Origin of the sequence: Dermabacter sp. Marseille-Q3180 (genome assembly GCF_940792985.1) — a bacterium.
GTDB lineage: Bacteria > Actinomycetota > Actinomycetes > Actinomycetales > Dermabacteraceae > Dermabacter > Dermabacter vaginalis.
Map to the genome: position 1 here is coordinate 1 of NZ_CALNWU010000003.1, position 24,263 is coordinate 24,263.

14 protein-coding genes and 1 pseudogene are annotated in these 24,263 nt (G+C 62.4%); 7 read left to right on the forward strand and 8 right to left on the reverse strand.

What is annotated here, in order from left to right:
* Nucleotides 1–34 precede the first annotated feature (34 nt).
* A pseudogene (locus NBW56_RS07960) lies at nt 35–301 on the forward strand (chromate transporter); the annotation flags it as partial.
* A gap of 299 nt (nt 302–600) precedes the next feature.
* Here the strand turns inward: NBW56_RS07960 and NBW56_RS07965 are convergent.
* Entirely contained in the window at nt 601–3,978 is a 3,378-nt protein-coding gene (locus NBW56_RS07965; RefSeq protein ID WP_250258766.1) for an ABC transporter ATP-binding protein/permease, read from the reverse strand.
* Nucleotides 3,979–4,075: 97 nt separating this feature from the next.
* Between NBW56_RS07965 and NBW56_RS07970 the strand changes: the two genes are divergently transcribed.
* Nucleotides 4,076–4,780 (forward strand): exonuclease domain-containing protein, encoded by a 705-nt coding sequence (locus NBW56_RS07970; RefSeq protein WP_250258767.1) that lies wholly within the window; start codon nt 4,076–4,078, stop codon nt 4,778–4,780.
* A 10-nt stretch (nt 4,781–4,790) separates the two neighbouring features.
* Entirely contained in the window at nt 4,791–5,903 is a 1,113-nt protein-coding gene (locus tag NBW56_RS07975) for a GuaB3 family IMP dehydrogenase-related protein (RefSeq protein WP_074298764.1), read from the forward strand.
* Between the two features lie 76 nt (nt 5,904–5,979).
* Here the strand turns inward: NBW56_RS07975 and NBW56_RS07980 are convergent, their stop codons facing one another.
* Complete coding sequence (locus NBW56_RS07980; protein ID WP_250258768.1) at nt 5,980–7,176, reverse strand: acetate/propionate family kinase; 1,197 nt, start codon at nt 7,174–7,176, stop codon at nt 5,980–5,982.
* 39 nt (nt 7,177–7,215) lie between these two features.
* Complete coding sequence (gene pta / locus NBW56_RS07985; RefSeq protein ID WP_250258769.1) at nt 7,216–9,276, reverse strand: phosphate acetyltransferase; 2,061 nt, start codon at nt 9,274–9,276, stop codon at nt 7,216–7,218.
* Between the two features lie 82 nt (nt 9,277–9,358).
* On the opposite strand from pta, the gene NBW56_RS07990 reads away from it, so the two are divergent.
* The 3 genes from NBW56_RS07990 to guaA are packed head-to-tail and all read left to right on the forward strand — an operon-like array spanning nt 9,359 to nt 12,253.
* Nucleotides 9,359–10,201 (forward strand): SURF1 family protein, encoded by an 843-nt coding sequence (locus NBW56_RS07990; RefSeq protein ID WP_250258770.1) that lies wholly within the window; start codon nt 9,359–9,361, stop codon nt 10,199–10,201.
* Nucleotides 10,202–10,242: 41 nt separating this feature from the next.
* Nucleotides 10,243–10,623, forward strand: a complete 381-nt coding sequence (locus tag NBW56_RS07995) for a DUF3817 domain-containing protein (RefSeq protein ID WP_074298757.1) — start codon at nt 10,243–10,245, stop codon at nt 10,621–10,623.
* A gap of 25 nt (nt 10,624–10,648) precedes the next feature.
* Nucleotides 10,649–12,253, forward strand: a complete 1,605-nt coding sequence (gene guaA, locus NBW56_RS08000; RefSeq protein ID WP_250258771.1) for a glutamine-hydrolyzing GMP synthase — start codon at nt 10,649–10,651, stop codon at nt 12,251–12,253.
* 580 nt (nt 12,254–12,833) lie between these two features.
* On the opposite strand, the gene NBW56_RS08005 is transcribed toward guaA, so the two are convergent.
* Both NBW56_RS08005 and NBW56_RS08010 read right to left on the reverse strand, forming a co-directional pair.
* On the reverse strand, nt 12,834–13,823 hold the full coding sequence (locus tag NBW56_RS08005; RefSeq protein WP_250258772.1) for a GNAT family N-acetyltransferase: 990 nt from the start codon (nt 13,821–13,823) through the stop codon (nt 12,834–12,836).
* A 50-nt stretch (nt 13,824–13,873) separates the two neighbouring features.
* Entirely contained in the window at nt 13,874–15,427 is a 1,554-nt protein-coding gene (locus NBW56_RS08010; RefSeq protein WP_250258773.1) for an MFS transporter, read from the reverse strand.
* A 298-nt stretch (nt 15,428–15,725) separates the two neighbouring features.
* On the opposite strand from NBW56_RS08010, the gene lysS reads away from it, so the two are divergent.
* A complete protein-coding gene (gene lysS / locus NBW56_RS08015; RefSeq protein WP_250258918.1) occupies nt 15,726–17,216 on the forward strand; it encodes a lysine--tRNA ligase in 1,491 nt (496 codons plus the stop codon).
* A 159-nt stretch (nt 17,217–17,375) separates the two neighbouring features.
* On the opposite strand, the gene potE is transcribed toward lysS, so the two are convergent.
* From potE to NBW56_RS08030, 3 genes are all read right to left on the reverse strand, one after another.
* Nucleotides 17,376–18,776, reverse strand: a complete 1,401-nt coding sequence (gene potE, locus NBW56_RS08020; protein WP_250258774.1) for a putrescine-ornithine antiporter — start codon at nt 18,774–18,776, stop codon at nt 17,376–17,378.
* A gap of 78 nt (nt 18,777–18,854) precedes the next feature.
* On the reverse strand, nt 18,855–21,035 hold the full coding sequence (speC, locus tag NBW56_RS08025; protein WP_250258775.1) for an ornithine decarboxylase: 2,181 nt from the start codon (nt 21,033–21,035) through the stop codon (nt 18,855–18,857).
* A gap of 676 nt (nt 21,036–21,711) precedes the next feature.
* Nucleotides 21,712–23,955 carry an alpha-amylase family protein gene (locus tag NBW56_RS08030; RefSeq protein ID WP_250258776.1) on the reverse strand — a complete coding sequence of 748 codons (2,244 nt, stop codon included), beginning with the start codon at nt 23,953–23,955 and terminating at the stop codon, nt 21,712–21,714.
* Nucleotides 23,956–24,263: the final 308 nt, after the last annotated feature.

The following is a 24,263-nucleotide window of genomic DNA, read 5'->3' on the forward strand; positions in this document are numbered from 1 at the left end:
GTGCCAGTTCTTGCCGGGCCCGGCATCGTCACAGGTGGGCTTTGCTCTGGGCCTGCTCCGCGTCGGAACCCTGGGCGCCCTTGCCGCATGGACAGCCTTCACCCTCCCCTCCGCCCTGCTTCTGGTGCTGTTCGCACTAGGTGCCGTCCACCTCGGCGGCCCTGTGGGTGACGGCCTCCTCATGGGCTTGAAAGCTGTTGCCGTTGCTGTTGTGGCGCACGCGGTGATGGGTATGGCGACAACGCTCGCGCCAGATCTTCGTCGCGCGCTCATTGCAGCCACGGGAGCTGCTGCGGCCCTGCTGGTACCTGGGAACCTCGGGCAGGTGACGACTATCGGTGCGGGCATTGTGGCGGGACTTGTCCTCTTGCCGGGGGGGGGTGGGGGGGGTGGGTGGGTGGGGGGGGGGGGGGGGGGGGGGGGAGGGGGGGAGGGGGGGGGGGGGGGGGGGAGGGGGGGGGGGGAGGGGGGGGGGGGGGGGGTGGGGGGGGAGGGGGGGGGGGGGGAGTCGAAGCCGGGGGATGGCAGGTTGAAGCCGGGCTGGGGGTCTTGGAAAGCAGTGAGGCAGTGCCGCCCCGAAGGTATGGGCTCGCCCAAGGGCTACTCGGAGCGGAGCGCTTCGACCGGGTCTTGCCTCGCCGCACGCCCCGAGGGGATCACACCCGCGAGCACGGTGAGCAGCACCGAGATCGCCACGAGAATCACGCCCGCAATGGGCGGCAGGCTCGCAATGTTTTCCACGTCGAATTTTTGCTCGACGATAATGTTCGCCGGAATGCACAGCAGAAGCGTGACGCCAACACCAATAAGACCCGCGAGAAGCCCCTCGATCACGGTTTCCGCATTGAACACGTGGCGAACGTCGGCCTTTGACGCCCCCACCGCACGCAGGATGCCAATTTCCTTGCGCCGCTCGAGCACGGAAATGTAGGTGATGATGGCGATCATGATCGAGGAGACCACGAGCGAGATCGACACGAACGCGATGAGCATCCACGTGATGACGTTGATGATGCTCGTGACCGAGCTCATGAGCATGCCCACCATGTCGGTGTAGACGATTTCCTTGTTCTTCTCGCCCCGCCCCTTCGCCTGCGCGTTGTAGGCGTCGAGAATGGCCTTGACCTTGTCCTTGTCCTTGAAACTCGCAGGGTAAATATCGACTTGATCGGGACTCGTGCGGTCAGCCCAGCCGAGCTTTTCGAGATTGTCCTCGTAGCTTGCCGCGCGCGTCGAAACCATGGTCGACATGAACGCCGCGAGCTCTTTTTCGTCCATGTTCATCTCGAACGCGTCGGCGAATTTCTCTGGATCGACGCTCATGGCCTTCGCGAAATTCTCGCCCATCTGCGACATTGCACCATTGATTTGGGTCTCGATCTCGTTTTGCAGCGAGGTCATGTACTGCTGCATCATCGCGCCGATGGCGTTCGTCAAATACCCGCCGATAGCCTGCTGAATTTGGCTTGCGAGGGCGCCGCCGAGCTGGGTGGAAAGCTGTTCGGCGATGGCGTTCGAAAGATCGCTGCTCACCGCCGAGGAAATCTCCTGGAGCGCCGGGTCCTCACCGAGCGCTTCCGAAAGCTGCTGCTCGAGAAGTTCCCGATTGACGACACGATCGGAGTTCGAAATCTCCTCGATTTTCGCGCGGACCTCGTCGGTTTGGAGGTACTCGAGCACCACTTCGGCCGTGTCCCTGTCGGGAATCTGGTCAGCATCGGAATCGGCATGGGCCGCGTAATAGGCCTGGAAACCCTGGACGAGCGCACCCGCTTCCCCGCTGAGGTACTCGCCGGCGCCCGGCTGGATCACGTTGCCCTCAAGTGCTTTCGCGAGAACCGCTGCGAGGTCAATGTCGGCGAGCTGGGGGTAGCGGGCAGTGAGATCGGCAAGGTCGAGGTCCTCCACGTTCACGTTCGGGGGTCCGACGGCTGCCGCGCTTGGATCGAGGCTCGAGAGGTCAAGGTCGCTCATGTCGAAGGAGCCGGGGTCGAGGTTCGGTTGCGGCATCGAACTGAGATCGAGCCCGCCGAGGTCCATCTGGAGCTTCGACTCGTCGATCTGGAATGCCCCGCGGATCTTCTCTTGGTCGACCGTAAACAGGGAGCTCATATCGAAGTCGTCGCCCTGATCGTCGTTTTTGAGTTCGTCGAATGTCTTTCCGGTGAAAACGTCGACGTCGGGATGCGCCCGCTGCTCGTGGACGATTTCAGACTGGGCAGCTTCGGTGATGACCTCGTCCGTGAGGGCGGGAAGGTAGGAGAGGCCCTGCTGGAGCGCGCCCATGTCCTCACCTTCGTTCGGGCGCACGATCCCCACGACCCTGAGGCGCTCGCCCTTGTCGATTTTTTCGCGCATGAAGTCGGCATCGTTGCTGCGGTCGATCCACGTGCCCGTGTCATCGTTGTGGGTGTAGGTCTCGAAGGCGTTCACGCGAGAAAATTCAGTGCCAATGATCTGGTCGAAAGCGTATTCGCCCGGCTTTGTGGAGGCTTTCTCACCCGAGGAACCGTCGGAATCTCCCGTGGCCCGGCCCGCCTGCATGTTCTCCATCATCTCGTCGAGTTTCGAGTGGTCCTTGAGCCCGAGCGTGTATTCGTAAAGATCGGGCATCTCACCGTTTTCGTCGAGAACGAGCACGAGTTCGCGAGAATTCTTGGGCCAGTGCCCGCTGAGGACCCGGTATTTCGACGTGTAAAGATCGGTGTTCGCGGGTAGCTGCCTAAAGGCGTTCATGGAGAACATGGAGCTCGCGGGGCTCATGGAAAAGCCGCCCGCATACTGGGAGAACGCCTGCTCGGGGTGCACCTGCACCGGTTTGTCGGTGCCGAGTGCATAGATCTGAGGTTCGGCGGCGTAGGAGTATTCGATCGCCTTGACGTAGGAGTTGATTCCTCCGCCGTTAGCGTCGAAATACTTCTTGAGGGCTGCGAGATCGTTAGTGCTCGTCGAATTCATCGAGCGCGTGTACATCTCCACGGCGCGCACCGTGTTCGCTTTTTCTTCGCCCTTGGGCTCGGCATTCGCGAGTGCCGATTCCATCGAGACCCCCGTCTTTTGGATGCTGAGGGGGTAGTTCGCGAGAGCGTTTTCCTCGGTTTTATCGATGTAGCTGTTGACGCCGTTCGCGAGCGCGAGAATCGCCGCAATGCCGATAATGCCGATCGAGCCCGCGAACGAGGTCATGAGGGTACGGCCTTTTTTCGTCATGAGGTTGTTGAAACTCAGCATGAGTGCCGTGAGCGGGCCCATGCGCGTGTTTCGCGTGGGCTTCGCCGCGCGTGTTTCCTCCAGGGCCGGATCGAACGGGGCGGAATCGCCCACGACCTGCCCGTCGGCGAATTCCACGACGCGCGTGGCGTATTCGTGGGCGAGCTCGGGGTTGTGGGTGACCATGATGACGAGGCGGTCGCTCGCGACCTTCCGAAGGAGGTCCATGACCTGAACGGAGGTTTCGGAGTCGAGTGCGCCCGTGGGTTCGTCGGCGAGGAGAATTTCGGGGTCGTTGATGAGGGCGCGCGCGATCGCGACGCGCTGCATCTGCCCGCCCGAAAGTTGGCTTGGTTTTTTGTGAACGTGATCGCGAAGGCCCACTTTGGTGAGGGCGTCGAGCGCGCGCTCGCGGCGCGCGGAGCGTCCGACGCCTGAGAGCGTGAGGGCGAGCTCAACGTTCGCGAGGACGCTCTGGTGGGGGATGAGGTTGTAGCTCTGGAACACGAAACCGATGCGGTTATTGCGGTAGCGATCCCAGTCGCGGTCTTTGAAGTTTTTCGTGGAGATCCCGTCGATCACGAGGTCACCGGAATCGAAGTGATCGAGGCCTCCAACGACGTTGAGCATCGTGGTTTTTCCGGAGCCGGACTGCCCGAGGATCGCCACGAATTCATTGTCGCGGAAGGCAACGTTTACGCCCGCGAGGGCGACCTGCGTGAAGGATCCGGTGGTGTAAGACTTCGTGATGTTGTGGAGTTCGAGCACGGCTCTCCAATGGGCGAAGGGCGGGGATTTCCTCGCGGGTCATCTCCATCGTAGGCGCGTGGAGTTTAAATGTCTCACCCCCGCGTAGGCTTGTGACATGAGTTGGATTGACGGCCCGATGCTGGGCTTTGATACGGAAACGACGGGCACGGATACGGCGAATGATCGCATCGTGACCGCGGCGCTCGTGTTCTCCACGGGGCCGGGCCGCGAGGGGGAAACTATCGCCACGTGGCTCATCAACCCGGGCATGGAGATCCCCGAGCAGGCCTCGCGCGTGCACGGCATCTCGAGTGAGCACGCGCGCGCGTACGGCATGGATCCCGCGCCCGCGCTCGAAGAAATTGCGGTGCGCATCGTCGAATGCCTCGAACAGGGCGCGCCGATCGTCGCGTTCAACGGTGGTTTCGATCTTTCGATCATCGAAGCGGAACTTCGCCGCAATAACCTTCCCACGCTCGAGGATCGCCTCGGTCGTGCGATCGCGCCGGTCGTGGATCCGCTCGTTCTCGATCGCGGGCTTGATCGCTACCGCAAGGGCAAGCGCAACCTGTCGACCCTCATGGAGGTGTACGGCGTGGAGGAGCCGGAAGGCAATATGCATACGGCCGATGTCGATGTGTCCATGACCCTCGATGTGCTGCGGGCGATGGCGAAGAAACACACGGTGATCGCCGAAAGCGACCTCGCCGAACTCCACAAGAAGCAAATCGAGCTCCACCGTGCGTGGGCGGAAAACTTCATCGAGTACCTGAAGCGCCAGGGAAATACACCCGACGTCAATCCCGTGTGGCCTCTGTAGACTGGAAACCGTGCAAAACGAAATCGAAATTGGACGCAATAAGCGGGGCCGCCGCACCTACGGCCTCGATGATGTAGCCGTGGTGCCCTCCCGCCGCACGCGGGACCCGGAGGATGTCTCGACCTCGTGGCAGGTGGATGCCTATCACTTCGACATCCCGATCTTCGCCGCCCCCATGGATTCTGTGATGAGCCCCGAAACGGCGATCCAGCTCGGCCAGTTCGGCGGGCTTGGCGTACTCGATCTCGAGGGCCTGTGGACTCGCTACGAGAACCCCGAGCCACTTCTCGAGGAGATCGCACACCTCGAACCGAGCGACGTGCACGGTCGCATCCGTGAAATTTACGCGGAGCCCATCAAACCCACGCTCATTCGCGAGCGGATCACGCAGCTTCGCGAAGCCGGCGTCGTCGCAGCGGGATCCCTCTCCCCGCAGCGCACCCAGGAGCACTGGAAGAGCGTTGTCGATGCGGGCGTGGACATCTTCTTCATTCGCGGCACGACCGTGAGCGCCGAGCACGTTTCGGGTAATCGCGAGCCGCTCAATCTCAAACGCTTCATCTACGAGCTCGATGTTCCCGTGATCGTGGGCGGCTGCGCCACCTACACGGCGGCACTGCACCTCATGCGCACGGGCGCGGCGGGGGTTCTCGTGGGCTTCGGCGGCGGCGCGAGCCAAACGACGTGGGAGACCCTCGGCATTTCGGTACCGCTCGCCTCTGCCGTTGCGGATGTCGCCGCAGCGCGCAGGGATTACATGGACGAGTCGGGCGGCCGGTACGTGCACGTGATTGCCGACGGCGGCCTGGGTCGCAGTGGCGACATCGTGAAAGCCATTGCGTGCGGAGCTGACGGTCTCATGGTCGGCGCCGCACTTGCGCGTGCCACCGAAGCGCCCGGTCGCGGCTTCCACTGGGGGAGCGAAGCGCACCACCCCACGATGCCGCGCGGTCACCGCGTGGAGGTCGGTCAGGTCGCGCCGCTCGAGCAGATTCTCTTTGGCCCGGGTCTCTCGGCCGATGGCACCACGAATCTTGTGGGCGCGCTGCGCCACGCGATGGCGACCACGGGCTACACGGACCTCAAGGAATTCCAGAGGGTCGAGGTCGTGACGACCCGCTGATTCTCGAATGAAAATGGGGCTCGCCTTTGGTGGCGAGCCCCATTTTTGTACGGCAATGTGAGCCGTGTGGAGGCTGTTAGCCGCGCGCAACCGCGAGGGTCTGCTGCGCGATCGCGAGCTCCTCGTTCGTGGGGTACACGAGCACGGTGACCTTCGATTCGGGCGCCGAGATAATCCACGGCTCCTTCTTGCGCTGCGCGTTCGCTTCCGTATCGAGAATGATGCCGAACTCCTCGAGGCCCTCGAGGGCGCTCGAGCGGGCGAGCGAAGCATTCTCGCCGATGCCCGCGGTGAACGTGATGACGTCGAGGCCGCCGAGGATGAAAGCGTAGGCACCCACGTACTTCTTGACGCGGTGGGCCCACATACCGAGCGTGAGCTTCGCGTTCTCGTCGCCGGATTCCACGGCGGCGGTGATGTCGCGGAAGTCGCTCATGCCGAGCTGGCCCATGAGGCCCGACTTCTTGTTGAGCAGCGTGTCGACCTCGGCGGGATCCATGCCGGCCTGGCGGCTGAGGAGCGCGTACACCGACGGGTCGATGTCGCCCGAGCGGGTGCCCATGACGAGCCCCTCGAGCGGGGTGAGACCCATCGAGGTGTCGACGGGCTTGCCGTTCTTGACGGCGGAGGCAGAAGCGCCGTTGCCGAGGTGCAGGACGATCTGGCGGAGATCCTCGCCTTCGCGGCCGAGGAAGCCCGGCACGCGAGAGGAAATGAACTCGTGGGAGGTGCCGTGAGCGCCGTAGCGGCGAATCTTGTACTGCTCGGCGACCTCCTTGTTGATCGCATACGTGTATGCCTCGGGCGGAAGCTGCGTGAAGAACGACGTATCGAACACGACGACGTGGGGGAGGTTCGGCAGGAGCGCACGGGCGCCGTTGATGCCGTCCACCGCCGCGTAGTTGTGCAGGGGAGCGAGGGCACCGAGCTCGTGGATCTGGTCGCGAACCTCGTCGGTCACGAGGGTAGCTTCGGGGAACACGGCGCCGCCCTGGACCACGCGGTGGCCAACGGCGCTCACGGTTTCCTCGGTGAGTTCAACGCCCACCTTCGCGAAGAGCTCCTCCACGACCTGCATGCCTTTGACGTGGTCGGGAATCGCCCCCTCCCACGTTTCTTCCTTGTCTCCGGCCTCGATCGAGGCGTTGCCCGTGGGGAGCGTGATGCGCTCAACGATGCCGGAGGCGGTCACGTGATTCGAGGTGGGATCGATGAGCTGGAACTTGATCGAGCTCGAACCCGAGTTGATCACGAGAACATTGCTGTTGGTCACGGTTTCTCCGTTCGTAGTGGGGAAGGGGCTCTTCGCCCGTCAGTTCTGGTTCTGCGCCTGGATCGCGGTGATCACGACGGTGTTGATGATGTCCTCAACGAGGGCGCCGCGCGAAAGGTCGTTCACGGGCTTGTTGAGACCCTGGAGAACGGGGCCGATCGCAATCGCGCCGGCGGAGCGCTGCACGGCCTTGTAGGTGTTGTTACCCGTGTTGAGGTCGGGGAACACAAACACGGTCGCGCGTCCTGCGACTGCCGAATCGGGAAGCTTGGTCTTGGCGACCGAGGCGTCCACAGCAGCGTCGTACTGGATGGGGCCTTCCACGTTGAGATCGGGGTGGTTTTCCTTGACGAGCGCGGTCGCTTCGCGGACCTTGTCAACGTCGGCACCCGAGCCACTCGTGCCCGTCGAATACGAGAGCATGGCGATGCGCGGGTCCACGCCGAACTGTGCGGCCGTCGCGGCAGACTGGGCGGCGATGTCAGCGAGCTGCTCGGCGGTCGGATCAGGGTTCACGGCGCAGTCGCCGTACACGAGAACGCGATCCTCGAGCGCCATGAGGAACACGGAGGAGACGACCTTCGCGTCGGGCTTCGTCTTGATGATCTGGAGTGCCGGGCGGATCGTGTGGGCAGTCGAGTTGACCGCGCCGGAGACCATGCCGTCGGCGTAGCCCATGTGGACCATCATCGTGCCGAAGTAGGAGACGTCCTGGACGGTGTCGCGTGCCTGGTCGAGTGTCACGCCCTTCTTTGCGCGCAGGCGCGCGAACTCTTCGGCGAACGTCTCGACGAGTTCTTCGTCGTGTGGCGAGACGATGCGGGCCTCGGTGATGTCGTGGCCGAGCTGCGTGGCCTTCTGGCGAATCACGTTTTCGTCGCCGAGAAGCACGAGGTTGGCGACACCACGGTTGAGGATGACCTCGGCCGCGGCGATGATGCGGGGCTCGTCACCCTCGGGAAGCACGATGGTTTTCTTCTCGCCCTGAGCACGCGCGATGAGCTCGAACTGGAACATCATCGGGGTCACAACGTCGCTCTTGGCGAGGTTGAGCGCCGAGATGAGCTCGTTCATTGAGAAATTCTCGGCGACGAGGCGACGTGCCGCGTCGACCTTCTGCGGGGTCGAGGTGAGCTTGCCGTCGATGTTGCTCGCGGCAACGGCGGCCTCGAACGTGTTTTCTTCGGTCACGATGATGGGCAGATCTCCCGTGCCGAGGGCCTTGATTTCCTCGGGGAGGTCGTAGCCGCCAGTGAGCACGAGCGAGCTGAGCGAAGGGAACGTGCCCGACTGCTGCGACATGAGGATGCCCTGGATGAGATCGTAGCGATCGCCGGGGGCAATCACGGTGCTCGACTCGTGGAGGTTTTTGAGCACATTCGGAAGACCCATCGCGGCTACGACGATGTCGAGTGCCACGCGCTCGAGAAGCTCCGGCTCCCCCTGAACGACCGTGCCGTTGACGGCGTCCTTGATCGCGTTCACGCTCGGCGAGTACACGATGTCCGATTCGGGAAGAGCCGCGGTAATGACGCCCTCGGGGAGGGCCTTGGCGATCTCCTCGCGGGCCGCGGGGAGATCCTCGGTCTCGGCGCGGTTGATGACGACGGCGACGGGGGTCGCGTGGTTCTGTGCGAACTCGTGGAAAGCGATCTGGGCCACGGTTGCGGCCTGCTGCGGGTCGCGGCGGCGCGAGCTCACCACGAGCACCACGGGGGCGCCGATATTCGCGGCCACGGTGGCGTTGAAGGCCACTTCGGTGGGGTTCGCGAGGCCGTTGTAATCCGAGCCGAGTACGAGCACCGCTTGATACTTCTCGCGCAGCTCCTGATAGCGGCGCATGATCTCTTCTTGCGCCTTCTCAGGATTGGAGTTCACGAGGTCGTAGGTGACGCCGAGTGCTTCTTCGTAAGTCTGGCTAATGCCGGGGTGCGAGGTGAGCAGCTCAACGGCGGCGTCACGGTCGTGGCGCGAATCGATGATCGGCCTGAACACGGCGACGGTTTCCGACGTGGCGACGAGGGCTTCAAGGAGGCCGAGGGCAACGGTGGACTTGCCGGAGCGTCCTTCTGACGAGGTTACATACACACTGTGAGACACGCTTTCTAGGATAGGTCGAACGGTTGGACGCTGCCCGGGAACTGAGGGCCCATTCGCTCAATCTCACGCCTACACTTAAGGAATGCTCCGCGTCGCACTTCGCCCCAAATTCCTGGGCCTGTTCGCCCTCATGGCGGCAGCGACCCTCGTGTGCGGGCTCCTCGCGAACTGGCAGTTCGAACGGGCCACGCGCGCACTCGATGCCCATGACGAAACGGCAACCGCGGCGCCCGCCCCGCTCGAGACGCTCATGGAGCGGCACAAACCCGTCACGAATGAGACCCAAGGGCGCCTCGCGTCGTTCACCGGGGAGTTCGTGCCAGGCGAGCAGGTTTTCGTTCCCGAGCGGGAAATCGACGGACGCAAGGTCGCGGTCGTCGTGACCAACGCGCGCATCACCGATGGCCCCCTGAGCGGCACGTTCATTCCCGTCGCGCGCGGCTACACGACCGCGCCCTCGAGCGAGTGGGACAGCCTTCCTGAACCCCCCGCCGGTCCACGCACAATTGTCGTGAGGCTCGAGGCCTCCGAGGAGGCAAGCGGCACCGTGCCTCACGAAGGCGACGGGGGCGCGGCAACCGTCGGAACTCTTTCCTCCACCCTGCTCGTGAACGTGTGGGAGGGGCCCATGCTGGCCGGATACGGGGCGATTACGCGCGAGGCGCGCGAGTACATGGCCGGGGCGGGGGAGTCCGACGCCGCCCAGGCGGAAGCGTGGCAGAACCTTGGGCCGCTTCCCGCCGCTCAATCAGAATTTGCGAGTGGTCTCAACCTCCAAAATTTCGGCTACATGCTCCAATGGATCCTCTTTGGCGTGTTTTTCCTCTATATCTGGTGGCGAAGCGTGCGCGCGACGTACCTCGATGAGCAAGCTGAGCGTAGGCTCGAACTCGAAGCGCGGCTCGCCGGCGAAAGCCAGGAGTAGCCGCCACCTTCCCGTCCCTGTCAGTGCCGCAAGGAGGCCCCGTGGCTCGCAAGCCGCTCGATGAAACTCAGATCCGCACGTCATTCGCCCGCTTTCGGGTGGCCTCGATCGTGGAAGGCGTCGCACTGCTGATTCTCGTCGCGATCATGATCATGCGCTACCTCGTGTACGGAGGCCAAAGCGACCTGTGGGCAACGATCTCGAAAACGTGGAGCCCCATTCACGGGCTCATCTACATGATCTACGTCGTGCTCGCGTTCGACCTGTGGAGCAAGATGCGCTGGGGTCTCGAGAGGATGCTCCTGCTCATGTTCTTCGGCGTAATCCCCGTGCTGAGCTTCTTCGGCGAGCGCTGGACTCACGCGAAGGTTGAGCGCGATATCGCCGAGCGCCCCACGCTTGGCGATGCGGCGGGCCAGTAGTACGCAGATTAGGATGGAGAGCGTGATGAACGACAACCAGCTCAGCACCCAGCAAGACCCGGTCCTCGTCGTCGATTTTGGTGCGCAGTACGCGCAGCTCATCGCGCGCCGCGTGCGCGAGGCGAACATTTACTCCGAGGTCGTCCCGAACTCGATGAGCGCGAGCGAAATCCTCGCGAAGAACCCCAAAGCGCTCATCCTCTCCGGCGGCCCCAGCTCCGTGTATGCCGACGGCGCCCCGAAGCTCGACCCCGCGCTCCTCGAGGCGGGTATTCCGGTACTCGGCCTGTGCTACGGCTTCCAGGCGATTGCTCAGGCTCTCGGTGGAAAGGTTGCCCCCACGGGCACGCGCGAATACGGCGCGACTCTGCTCACTGAAATTCAGGGCGATTCCGTTCTTCTTGCGGGCCAGGATCTCCACCAGAACGTGTGGATGAGCCACGGCGACAGCGTGCACGAAGCACCCGACGGTTTCGACGTGATCGCTGTTTCCGCGGGTTCACCCGTTGCAGCTTTCGAAAACCGCGAGCGGCGCATCTTCGGCGTCCAGTGGCACCCCGAAGTGAAGCACTCGGAGCGCGGCCAAGAAATCCTCGAGAACTTCCTCTACCGCGGCGCAGGCATCACGCCCGAATGGACGATGTCCAACGTCATCGACGAACAGGTCGAGCTGATCCGCAACCAGATCGGCGAAGACGGCACCGCCATTTGCGCCCTGAGCGGCGGCGTTGACTCGGCCGTTGCCGCGGCCCTCGTGCAGCGTGCGATCGGCGACCGCCTCACGTGCGTGTACGTCAACCATGGCCTCATGCGCCTTCGCGAATCCGAAGAGATCGAGCGCGCCTTTAGCGGCTCGACGGGCGGCGCAAAGCTCGTCGTGGTCGACGCCGAGGAACGCTTCCTCACCGCGCTCGCGGGCGTCACCGACCCGGAGCAAAAGCGCAAGATCATCGGCCGCGAATTCATCCGCGTGTTCGAGCAGGCGCAGGAAGACATCCTGCGTGAACAGGGAGTTGTTGATGGCGGCGAGGCGCGCCGCAAGGCCTTCCTCGTGCAGGGCACGCTCTATCCCGACGTTGTCGAGTCGGGTGGCGGCGATGGCACCTCCAACATCAAGAGCCACCACAACGTGGGCGGCCTCCCCGACGATCTGACCTTCGAACTTGTGGAGCCGCTTCGCCAACTTTTCAAGGACGAGGTGCGCGCCGTTGGCTCGCAGCTTGGCCTGCCCGACGAGATCGTGTGGCGCCAGCCTTTCCCCGGCCCGGGTCTTGGCATTCGCATCATCGGCGAAGTGACGAAGGATCGCCTCGACACGCTCCGTGCCGCCGATGCCATCGCGCGCGAGGAACTTACCCTCGCTGGCCTCGACCGCGACATTTGGCAGTGCCCCGTCGTGCTTCTTGCCGACGTGCGCTCCGTGGGCGTTCAGGGCGACCACCGCACCTACGGCCACCCGATTGTGCTGCGTCCCGTGACGTCGGACGACGCGATGACCGCCGACTGGGCGAAAGTCCCCTACGATGTTCTGTCGAAAATCTCGACGCGCATCACGAACGAGGTCGACGACATCAACCGCGTGACCCTCGACGTGACGAGCAAGCCGCCAGGCACGATCGAGTGGGAGTAATCCCTAAGTTGAGGCGGGCCCGTTCCTTGTGGGAGCGGGCCCGTTTTAGTTGTGTGAGGCTCCCCCATGAGACCTGTTCTGGTTGCGGCGGCACAATCACATAGGCTCGCTATGGTTGTGCTAGGTGCTCAGATTCCCGCCTTGACTTCGCTCGCCCTTATTCACAGGCTGTTTTTCGGCCTCGCTCCTTATTGTCAGGTGCTTCCCCTCTTTCAAGGGGGCGTGTTTCTTATCGCCAGCTGCCTCCCCTCTTTCAAGGGGGCGTGTTTCTTATCGCCAGATGCCTCCCCTCTTTTAAGGGAGGTCGCGCACCTTTCCCCTGAGTGAATTTCTGTAGGTGGTGAAAAACGCCACCTCACGGTGCAAATGTGGTTCTTGGTGCTAATTTTCACCACTTTCAGTATCCGGCCGGCGCCAACGAGGGGAGAGGGGTGGTGAGGCGCCGAGGGATGGAGAGGTAACTAAGGGAGGGGTGGTGAAGCGCCGAGGGGTGAGGGGTGAGGCAACTATGGCAGATGAGCGGACAGAGACGACGGGGAGTGGCGGAGGTCGAGGAACCCCCCGGTGGGGCGCGGGGAGCCTAGAGCGTGATCTCCTTGTGCCACGTTTCCTTACGGAAGTCCGGGCGCCAGTTCATTTTCTCGTAGGCGAGGTTGGCGCCCGTTGGTGAATCGGCATCAACGAACAGCTCGCCCCTCGCGAAGCCGTGCTCGGTAGCAAGCGCATAGAACGCGTCGAGCAGCGCGTGCGCCGCCCCCTTGCCGCGCCCCTCACGCGTCACGCCGAGGTACTCGACATGGGCCGTGTTCGACTCGGGCAGCCATGAGGTCATGAGAGTGCCGATCACCACGGGCTCGGAGCCGTCCTCGGGAACGAGCTCCGCGAGGAGATCGCGATCCCACTCGTGGTGCGCATAGAGGTTCGTGCGCTCGCACCACTCATCGAAGTTTTCCTCAAAGTGGTTGAAGTGATCCTCGAAAGCGTGCTCAAGAGCCGTGTGCGCGGCTCGGCGATCTTCCTCCTTGGCGAGGGTGCGCACACGCACGCTCGGGTCTACGCGGGGAGCCTCGGTGGCGTGAGACTCACGTTCTTCGATTTCCCGCATACGCGCCGGAATGTCCTGGTCCATGACCACCCACGTGCGCGCCTTCGCAAAACCGGCGTCGGTGAGGGCTTCGGAGCGGATGGTATCCGAGGGGCCAACCTCCGTGACGATCACGAAACTCTCTTCGCCGCGTTTCTCACCGAGCGCTTGGGCGTTCTTCTCTACCCATTCGAGGCAGCGCGCCGCGTGCGCAATGTAAAACTCATCGCCGCGGCGCACGGCCCACTTCGCATCGATTCGACCGCGAGCGTGATCGTGCACCATCGCGAATGCCACCACCGGGGCCGGATCTTCCTCGGTGCTGCGGTGTTCACGGATTACCATCGCCGGATGGCCCGCCTCAATCGTATTGATGAGGTCAGTGCCATCGAACGCCTCAGACGGATCAGATGCGCGCAAAAGATCCCGGGCAATAACGGCGATAGCGGGGTAATCGGCAGGGGTGGGTGTCTCGACGATAGCCATAGCGAAAGACTAGCCCGGTAGCCTGCACCAAAACTGTGTTGAAAAGTCCATTACTGCAGTTCAGGGGACTTTTGTGGCGGTTGCGTGCCGAGTTTGTCCTGGAGCTTCAAATGGAGTTCAGCGCGCATGCCGCGAAGCGCGATAATTGCGGCAGCCAAAGCCGCAAGACCCGCGAGGTACATCGCCGCATTCTGCCCATCCACGAACGACGCTTTCGCAAGGTCCCACGCAAGATCGGGATTCGTAGAATTGCCCGGTTGAGCGAGAACCGCGGCAGAACCGATCGTTTGCTTCGCTTCTGCGAGTACCTGATCCGAAACCCCAAGTCCCGCCTCGCGCGACGACAGCGAAAGCCGATAGGCGAGCATGCCTACGCCACCCAGCACCGCGGTGCCAAGAGCACCGCCGAGCTCGTATGCCGTCTCGGAGATCGCGGATACGGAACCGGCTTCCTTATCGGGAGCCGACGACAAAATCGTGTCGTTCGTGAGCGGTTCCGCGAACCCGATGCCGAGACCGATGAGGAAGGTGCACAGGAAGTAGAAGAACGGGTCGAAATGCACCGTCACGAGTAGCGGCACCGTGAGGCAGCCAAGCCCACACGTGAGAAGCCCAAGCGCAACGAGCTGATTCGACCGGAACTTTCTGGCGAAAATCGGGGAAATAAGAGCACCGAGGATCGTTGCGACCACCATCGGCAACGCCCACAGGCCAGCCTCGATCGGCGAGAGCCCCGAGACCACCATGAGGTACTGCGGGAAGAAGAACAACGTGCCAATCGTGATGAAGTACGCGATGCCGTTAATGAGCGTTGCCGAACGGAACGTTGGCTCCGAGACCACATCCACATCAAGAATCGGGTTCTCGACCCGGTACTGGCGGCGCCAGAAAAGTGCGAGGCCGAAGGCCCCCACGACCAGCAGTCCCACCTGCCAAAGAGCAAAGTCCTCGATGAGAAGTTTGAAGCTCAGCACGAGCGCAAAAATTGAGGCGATCAGCACAACGGGGGAGAGGAGATCGATCCTTTCGGACTCCTCGCGATCCGATTCCGGAACGAAGAGCTTCGCGAGCACGACGAACGCGATGACGATCGGCACGTTAATGAAAAACACGTACCGCCAGTTCGCTACCTCGATCAAGATGCCGCCGAGCAGCGGCCCGATTGCGCTACCGCTCGAGAACGCCGCCGACCACAGGGCAAGCGCGAGGCGCCTCTCTGAGCGCTTCTGGAAAATGTGGCGAATCATGCCGAGAGTCGACGGCATGAGGGTTGCCCCGCCAAAGCCCTGCAGGGTACGGCCAATGATGAGCATGATGGCAGACGTGCTAAAGCCCGACATCACCGAGGCCGCGCCGAAAATGACGGAACCCCAGATCAATAAACGAAGACGCCCGAAGCTGTCACCAAACTTGCCCATGAGGATGAGCAGGCACGCGAGCACAAACGAGTACGAATCGACGATCCATAGAAGTTCGTTGGCCGACGGATGGAGATCCTGCGAGATGCCCGGGAGCGAGATGCTCAAAACCGTGACATCGATACTGATGAGGAAAACTGGCAACAGAACGACAGCTAGGGCAGCCCAGCGCGCTCTCCACGACATCTCTATACACCGTCTTAAATCTTTAGTTTATGGATCCAGTATATCTGAACGAGTGACCGTGCGGCCCGTCGGTGTGGGGAACATCGTTTTGCGGGCATCCGTCGGACTCCCAAGACCCGGCCAGCTCACGCCCATTCCAGCCCTTGGTGGGCCCGCTTCCCGGGCTCACCCGAGTGATAAAATCGCGGTACTCACCGGCGGCATAAACCCCGGTGTCACACGACTAAAACGCAGTACACGTGAAAAGGAAACGATCGTTGTGCCTGAACTGAATGGTGGCCAAACAGACGGGGCTCAGATGCCCAGCTCGGATCAGCGTGCGGTTCGAATGCGCAAGCGTTCGGAAATGCTCGAGGGCAACGCACGCCACCCCTACCCGGTGAGTGTGGAACTTACGACCTCGATTCCCGAAGTCGTAAAGGAATTTGGTGGTCTCCTCGAAGCCGGCGAGATGACCGACCACGTCGTTGGCCTCGCAGGCCGCGTGATCCACATTCGCGAAACCGGCAAGCTTATCTTCGTTGCCCTCCAGGCCGGCGACCATACCCGCCTCCAGGCCATGCTGAACTTCAAGGCCATCGGTGAGGAGGCGTTCCACGACTTCCGCTCGCTCGTGGACATCGGCGACCACCTTTTCGTTCATGGCACAGTTGGCACTTCGCGCCGCGGTGAACTGTCGGTGTTCGCTGACCGTTGGGAGATGGCCTCCAAGGCGGTTCGCCCCCTGCCGAACCTTCACGGCGATCTCAGCGAAGAGGTGCGCGTGCGCCGCCGCTACGTTGACCTCATCACGAACCCGGAAGCGCAGCGCATAGCACGCCTTCGCATGCGCGTGCTCCAGTCGATCCGCAAGACCCTCCACGGCCACGACTTCCTCGAGGCTGAAACCCCGATGCTCCAAACCATCCCATCCGGTGCCTCGGCTCGCCCTTTCTCGACGCACATGAACGCGTTCGACATGGAGCTCTTCCTGCGCATTGCCCCCGAGCTCTTCCTCAAGCGTGCCGTCGTGGGTGGCCTCGACCGCGTGTTCGAGATTAACCGCAACTTCCGCAATGAGGGCGCCGACTCCACCCACTCGCCCGAGTTCACGATGCTCGAGTGCTACCAGGCCTACTCCGACTACAACGGCATGGCCGAGCTTGCCCGCGAGATCATCCAGAACGCTGCGATCGCCGCGACCGGTTCGACTCTCGTCACGCTCGCCGACGGCACCGAGTTTGACCTCGGTGGCGAGTGGAAGCGCATCGACCTCTACGAGAGCCTCTCGACGCACGCCGGCGAAGAAATTACCCCCGAAACTTCCGTTGAGCACCTTCGCGAACTTGCCCGCAAGTTCGAGGTCGAGGTAGACGAGGACAAGCTCGGCCACGGCAAGCTTGTCGAGGAAATTTGGGAGCACCTCATCCCCGACGAAGAGCTCTACGCGCCAGTGTTCGTCATGAACTACCCGGTTGAGACCAGCCCTCTCACACGCGATCATCGCGAACGCGAAGGCGTCGTCGAGAAATGGGACCTCTACATTCGCGGCTCGGAAATCGGCACCGCGTACTCCGAGCTCGCCGACCCGGTGATCCAGCGCGAGCGCTTCGTGCAGCAGGCTCAGCTTGCCGCCGGCGGCGATGAGGATGCCATGCGTTATGACGAAGACTTCTGTGATGCCATGGAGTACGGCTTCCCGCCGTCGGGCGGTATGGGCATGGGTATCGACCGCGTGCTGCAGACCATCACTGGTCTCGGCATTCGCGACACGATTCTCTTCCCGCTCGTGAAGCCGATCGCCGAGTAGCAATCGCGCGACAGCGCACCTCGAAGGCGGCCGTTCCGGAAATCTACCGGGGCGGCCGCCTTTTCATGCACGCCGAGCGGATAGAGAAACGCTCCCGTTCCCCTGTGAAGGGGAGCGGGAGCGTTTCTTGTGGAAGGAAAGAGCGAAGCTCCGTGGTTGTTAGGCCTGTGCAGCCTCGGCCTCGGAAGCGGCGAGCGCCTCCGGGTCGGTGCCAATGGGCTCGAGGTGCATCTCGCCCTGCTTGATGAGCTTCGGAACGATGAGGCCGAAGAAGCCCCAGCCGAGGAACGTCACAAGGCAGCCACCGACGAACGCTTCCGCGCCAGCGGCGTAGAGAGCGTAGAGGCTGTAGAGGAGCGAGATGAAGGCGACGATGACGGTCGTGCGACGCGTCTTCGCGGGAACCTTCTCGGCGAACATCATCGCGGCAAGCGCAGCCATCGAGAGGATGTACGGCATCACGTTCGTGACCACAGCGAGGTTCACGAGAACCTCGAACTGCTTCGAGAGCTCGGGGCTCATGGTCATGAAGGTGATGAGGGTCTGAACAGCGGTGATGATGACCATACCGAGGATCGGGGCACCGTTCTTCGAAAGCTTCGTGAACCACTTCGGGAACATGCGCACGAGAGCCATCGAGCGGGCAACCTCGGCGATGGTGAACTGCCAACCGAGCAGCGAACCGAAGCAGGAGATAACCATGAGGCCAAGAACGATGCGGCCGATGAGCGGGTTGAACATCTGCGAGAACACGAGGCCGAACGGGCCGTCGGAGGACGCAAGAGCAGCGTTGTCGACGATACCTGCGATGACGTTGGTCGACACGATGTAGAGAACAGCAGCACCGATGGTACCGAAGAGCACCGCGCGGGGAACGTTCTTCTCGGGGTTCTCAACAGCGTCGGAGTTTGCCGAAGCGGACTCGAGGCCGAGGAAGGCCCAGAGGGTCATCGAGATCGACATGCTGATGGCTTCGAACATGTTGTAGCCGTGCGGGTTCCACGAGGCTGCCCAGAGGCTGCCGTCAAACCAGAACCAACCGAAGATACACATGAAGAACACGGGAATGATGACGCCCCAGATGGTGACGGACGAGATCTTACCGGTGATGGAGGCGCCACCGAAGTTGAGGACGGTCGCGAGCCAGAGAGTCGCGATGGTGAGAAGGCCGACGATCACGGGGCCGTTCGCCATCTTCGAGCTGTCGATCTGCATGAACGAAAGAGCGTAACCAACAGCCGAAATCGCGATCGCGATGTTCGCGATCACGAGCGAAATGAAGTAGGTGAAGTTTGCGGTGAAGTTACCGGCCTTGCCGAATGCGTATTCAGCGTAGCCGCCCATGCCGCCGGGGCGCTTCGAGTAGCGGCCAGCCATAGCGAAGGCATAGGCAAGAAGGGTCGCGCCGGTAGCGGTGACGAGCCAGGAAAGGATGGAGACGGTGCCGACTTCGGCGAGCTTCGTGGGAAGCATGATGATGCCGGAGCCCATCATGTTCACCATCGTGAGGATGGTGAGCTGGACAACGCCCATCTTCTTGCGTTGAGGAGTTTGTGACATGTGATGTGACCTTTAGATCGTGTCAGGAAGAAGGGGGTGGGAGAGCCGGGCTCTCCCACCCCTCACCTTGCGCTGAATTTACTTGTTGCGGATGACGTACCCGTAGGCACGCTGGCGGCCGTCTTCTTCGGTCACCATGTGAACGCCCTGGAGCTCAGGAGCGAAGCCGGGCAGCTGGTTGATGCCCTCTTCAAGTGCCATGAAGTAGTCGTACTGCGGGCCGCCCCAGACCTCACCGGGAACAACCACGACGACACCCGGGGGGTAGGGAAGAGCGCCCTCAGCCGCAACGCGGCCCTTGCACTCTTCGATCGGCAGGTAGTCGACGTTGCCACGGATGAACTCGACGTTTGCTTCCTGAGGGGTCATTTCGACCTTCGGGAAGTTCTCCTCGCGGAACATGTCCTTCTGGAGCTGCGCAACTGTGCGGTTCTTGTAGAAGTCGTGCATCTCCTGGCAAAGCTGGCGGATCGTGTAACCGCGGTAGCGGTCCTCGTGCGCAGCGTAGATCTCGGGGAGCACTTCCTGCAGCGGAACGTCGTTCTCGACGGCCTCTTCGAAGCGGCGGAGCGCGGCGACGAGGTTCGAGTACTTCTGGATCGTGTCCGCCGGGGTGAGGAGGAACAGGATCGAGTTGAGGTCGCACTTCTCGGGGACGATGCCCTGCGTACGCAGGTAGTTCGCGAGAATGTTGGCCGGGATGCCGAAGTCTTCGTACTCGAAGCCACCGGTCTTGTTGATGAGGCCCGGCGTGGTGAGCAGGAGCTTCATCGGGTCAACGAAGTACTGGCCTTCAACGTAGCTGTCGAAGCCGTGCCACTGCTCGCCCGGGTGGAACTCGAAGAACTTACGGTTCGAGGCGATGGTCTCGGTGTCGTACGACTCCCAAGGCTTGCCGTCAACCTCGGTGGGAACGAACGGCTTGAGCATCTTGAGGTTGCCGAGGATGAGCTTACGAGCCTCAATCGAGTTCTTGAGAGCTTCGTCCCACAGCTTCTCGCCAGCGCCGTTCTCGTGCATCTTGGCGTTGATGTCGAGCGAGGCGAACAGCGGGTAGTAGGGGCTCGTCGAGGCGTGCATCATGTACGAGTTGTTGAACTGGTCAAAGTTCACGTACCGATCCTGGCCCTTGATGTGCGAGTCCTTCTTGTGGATCTGCGAGGCCTGCGAGAAGCCAGCCTGCTGCTTGTGCACGGACTGGGTCACGAGGATGCCGGGGTCGTTCTCGTCGAGCTCGAGGAGCATCGGCGAGCCTTCCTTCATGATGTCGATCCACTGCTCGTAGCCAACCCATGCGGAGTCGAACAGGATGTAGTCACAGAGGTGACCGATCTTGTCGACGACCTGGCGGGCGTTGTAGATCGTGCCATCGTAGGTGCCGAGCTGGATGATCGCGAGGCGGAACGGACGCTCGTCCTTCGCGCGCTCGGGGGCAACCTTCTCGAGGCGCTCACGGATGTAGTCCTCTTCGAAGCAGTGCTCGTCGATGCCGCCGATGAGGCCGAACGCGTTACGTGCGGTCTCGAGGTAGACGGGCTTGCCGCCGGCCATGATGAGGCCGCCGTGGATGTTCGACTTGTGGTTGTTACGGTCGAACAGCACGAGGTCGTCCGGGCCCACAACAGCGTTGATGGCAACCTTGTTCGACGACGAGGTGCCGTTGAGGATGAACCAGGTGTTGTCGGCGTTGAAGACGCGAGCGGCAGCTTCGGTGGCCTGAACGGGCGGGCCGTCGTGGATGAGGAGGTCACCCATGGCGACGTCAGCGTTACAAAGGTCGGTGCGGAAGAGCTCTTCGCCGTAGAAGTCGAAGAAGCGGCGGCCGGCCGGGTGCTGGCGGAAGAACTGGCCGCCCTGGTGACCGGGGCAGTCGAACGGCGAGAAGCCGCGGTTGTAGTACTTCGTGAGCGCGCCGAAGAACGGGGGAAGAATCTCGTCCTCGAACTTGTCGGCGGCGGCGGCAACCTGGCGAGCGAAGTAGTCGCCCTGGAGGTCGTCGAGGGCGATAACGCCGTGGAGACCTTCGAGGTTGGTCGTGTCTTTGGTGCTCTTCACGGCAGCGAAGACGGGAATGCCAAAGCCGTAATCGTTGATCTCGGCAACCTTGCCCGCGTCAATATCATCCTGATCGAGGATGATCGCGGAGATGTTCGCGAGGTCGCCGCCCTGGAGTGCGGTGAGTTCATAGCCGGGGATCGGGTGGATCGTGGTGTCAGAGCCGAGAAGTGCGGCACTGACTCCGATAGTCCTGCTGAGCATTTTCACTTTCCTTGCATTGGAGAAAATCTCGTCGGCACAACTCTGTCCGACTCTTTGACGCTACACCTTCACGGCGATCTTTTTCTAGGGAGTTAAGTCCCTTCTTTCGGCCGTTGACGGAATGTTCACGTGAGGGTTGTCGCGATTTGCGTACGCTAAGTGCTCGTGTAGTAGGCGAGAGGGGTGAGACTCGGCATTCAGGGCGCCTTTGAGTTTAGGTGGTAGTGATGCGGGGTAATGGGTCGATCAGGGGTTTGGGTTTGTCGACATGACCTGCGCAACATTGTGGTTAAGGGCACGACTTGGCGACCCTCTTGGCGGCGGCGGAGGGGCGCGCGGCGTGACTTTGGGTCGCAGGTGTGATGTTTTCAGTGCACCGCAAGCGACAAATATGCAAGTGCAGACCGCTTGGTAGACGATAGTTATGACGGATGTCGACGAACTGGTTCGTTATTAAAGTGTTTTTCCGGTGCAAGTAATTGGCGCCCTTTTGCCGCCTTTCGATGGCTTCCCAGTTTTCGTTGGATCTCCAACGATGGGATGCCGTCGACGTTGCCTCCCGAAGTGTCGCTCCATTGTGCGGGGGTCACAGTGTGCGTATGCGCGGGGCGATGCTCCGAATCTTGGGGCGGTGTCAGGGTTCTTTGCCCTGAGGCGCGTGTAGCGGAAAGAGGCGCTACTTTTGTGAGGCTGTCCGCTCCGGGCCAAGGAACCACAGCGTGGCATAGGGCTGAATCATGACCTGGTCCACCTCGAGGTCCCACTCGACTCCGGCGATCGCCTCGCGCGGCGTTGACCCCACGAACTCCCGGAGGAACGTCGGATCGAGTGGTACCGGGTACTCACTCATATTGAAGACCTCAAGCATTTCGCTGAGCGGGTGGTCGCGATGAAGAACGAGGAGCCGCGCATCTGGCGCCGCCACGACTGCGGAGGACACGCTCGCGTGTAGCTGCGGCAGGCCCTTTCTCACGCGGACGAGGTGTACGAAACGGGAGAGCACTTGTGCGGCGGCAGGCGTCGGATGGGAAACCGAAGCCAAACCCAGCTCCGCGCGCGCACTCGAGCCTTGACCTTCATCGACCTGCGCGAGCGCCTCCCGCGCGAGTTCCCAGTCCATGCGGGGGCGGTGCACCCAACGGTTGTCATCGGCGTGGGCGGGGTCGCTTGCCCAGTGGGGGTCATTCAGCATGCCGAGCTCATCGCCCATATAAAGCAGTGGCTGCCCGCCGAAGCCGAGCATGGCTGCGTGTAGGAGGGTGATGCGGTCGATCGCGAGGGCGATGTCGCTCTCGCGTCCCGATTTCAGCGCTTTTTCGAGCCCCGCAAGCGAGGCGAGGGAGCCGCTTATGCGCTTATCGCCCGTTGTGGGGTTGTGCTGGAACACGAGGCCCTCGGCGAAGCTGCCGGGGAAGGTGCCGGAGTAGAACTCGGAGAGGAAGGCGCGGTGCGCGAAGCCGTCGAGGCCGGCGTCGGCAGCGTCGGCGTCGGTCACGGCCCAGCCGATGTCGTCGTGGCAGCGCACGTAGCTGCCCCACGTCGTGTTTGCGGGCTTGGGCGGGAACTTCGCAAGCGCGACGCGCAGCAGCGTGGTATCGCGCGAAGCGAGGGCGCTCCACACCTGCACCATATAACTGTTGTGGTAGGCCATGTCGGAGAGCTTGCCGGCGTGCTCGCCCACGCCGAGGTAGCCCACGAGGTCCTGCGGGCCCACGATCGCTTCGGCCTTGATGGCGAGCGCAGGAGCGGCGATGCGGGCGGCGGCGCGCAGGGCGCGCGTCAGGAAATGCACTTCGGGTAGATTCTGCGAATCGGTACCTTTGCGCTTCCACGTGAACGCAATCGCATCGAGGCGCAGCAGGTCCACGCCGCGATTCGCGAGGTTGCACACGATCTCCACGAACTCGCAGAACACATCCGGGTTCGCCCAGTTCAGGTCCCACTGGAATTCATTGAACGTGGTCCACACCCAACGCTGCAGATCGTGATCGAAGGTGAAGTTGCCGGGCGCAAAATCGGGGAAAATTTCAGGCAGCGACTTTTCCCATTCGTCCGGCTCGGTGCGGTCGGGGAACGTCAGGAAGTAGTGCAGGTACTTTTCGTCGCCGGCCTTCGCGCGCCGCACCCATTCGTGCTCCTTCGCGACGTGGTTCAGCACAAGGTCGAGCTCGATGCTCATACCTTTCTTATGCAGCGCGCTCGCGAGAGACTCGAGGTCTCCCATGGTGCCGAGATCCTCGCGCACCTTCCCGTAGTCCTTGACGGCGTAGCCACCGTCGGAATTCCCCTCTCGCGGCTCGAGCAGCGGCATGAGGTGAAGGTGCGTCACGCCCAGAGCCTCGAGATAGTCCAGGTGGTCTTCAACGCCGCGCAGGTTCCCCGCGAAGCGATCCGCGTAGGCCACATAGGCGAGCTGGCACGGATCCTGCAGCCAGTCGGGGGAGAGGAGGCGCTCTTCGTCGAGGGCGCGCAGCTCCTCGCTGCGATCGACCATGGCTTTCGCGACGATGCCGAGCACGCGTTCGAAAGTCTCGTTGGCCCTGTCACCGTAGATCATGCTGAGGCCACGGCGCAGATCGTTGCCGTAGCGGGCAAGGCGCAGGTCAAAACTGGTCTCGAGGTGACGGTCGCGCGTGCGGAGGTTGGCGTGCTCCGGCATGCTCTTCGGTGGTGTGGTGACGGGCTTGCGCTCGCTCGCAGGCAGAGGAGCGGCATGGGTCTGGCGCTTTTCGGGTGGTAGGTGGGTGCTGGGCGTGGGCGCGGTTTCGGGCGGCGCCCCCTGTGGGGTGACCTCGGCTGCGGGGGGTGTCGTGGGTTGTGGGTCCGACGCTTGCGCGCCTTGCACGCGCTCCTCTTTCGCGTGGGTGCTCTCGGGCGAAGGTGCTGGTTGTGAGTGCTTTTTTCTGCCGAAGAGTGCCACGGGAGGGTCCTTTGCTGTGAGGGGCCGTTGCTCCTCGACAAGTCTATCGGCCTACTCCGTGGAGGTTCGGGGACTCTGCGCCACCTATTGCGTCAACCCAGCTCACCCAGCCTTGGCTGAACTCTGCGATCACGAAAGTGGTGAAAAATCGCCGCCTCGCGTCGAAAAGCAATCATCTAACGCGGTTATTCACCACTTTCATAAATCTGGATGTGCGACGACCCACCTTCGGGACGCTCGTCCCGATCTGTGCCGCTGACACCGTCACTGAAACCACTACATATTGTGGCCTCCGCGTGTCGCACCAC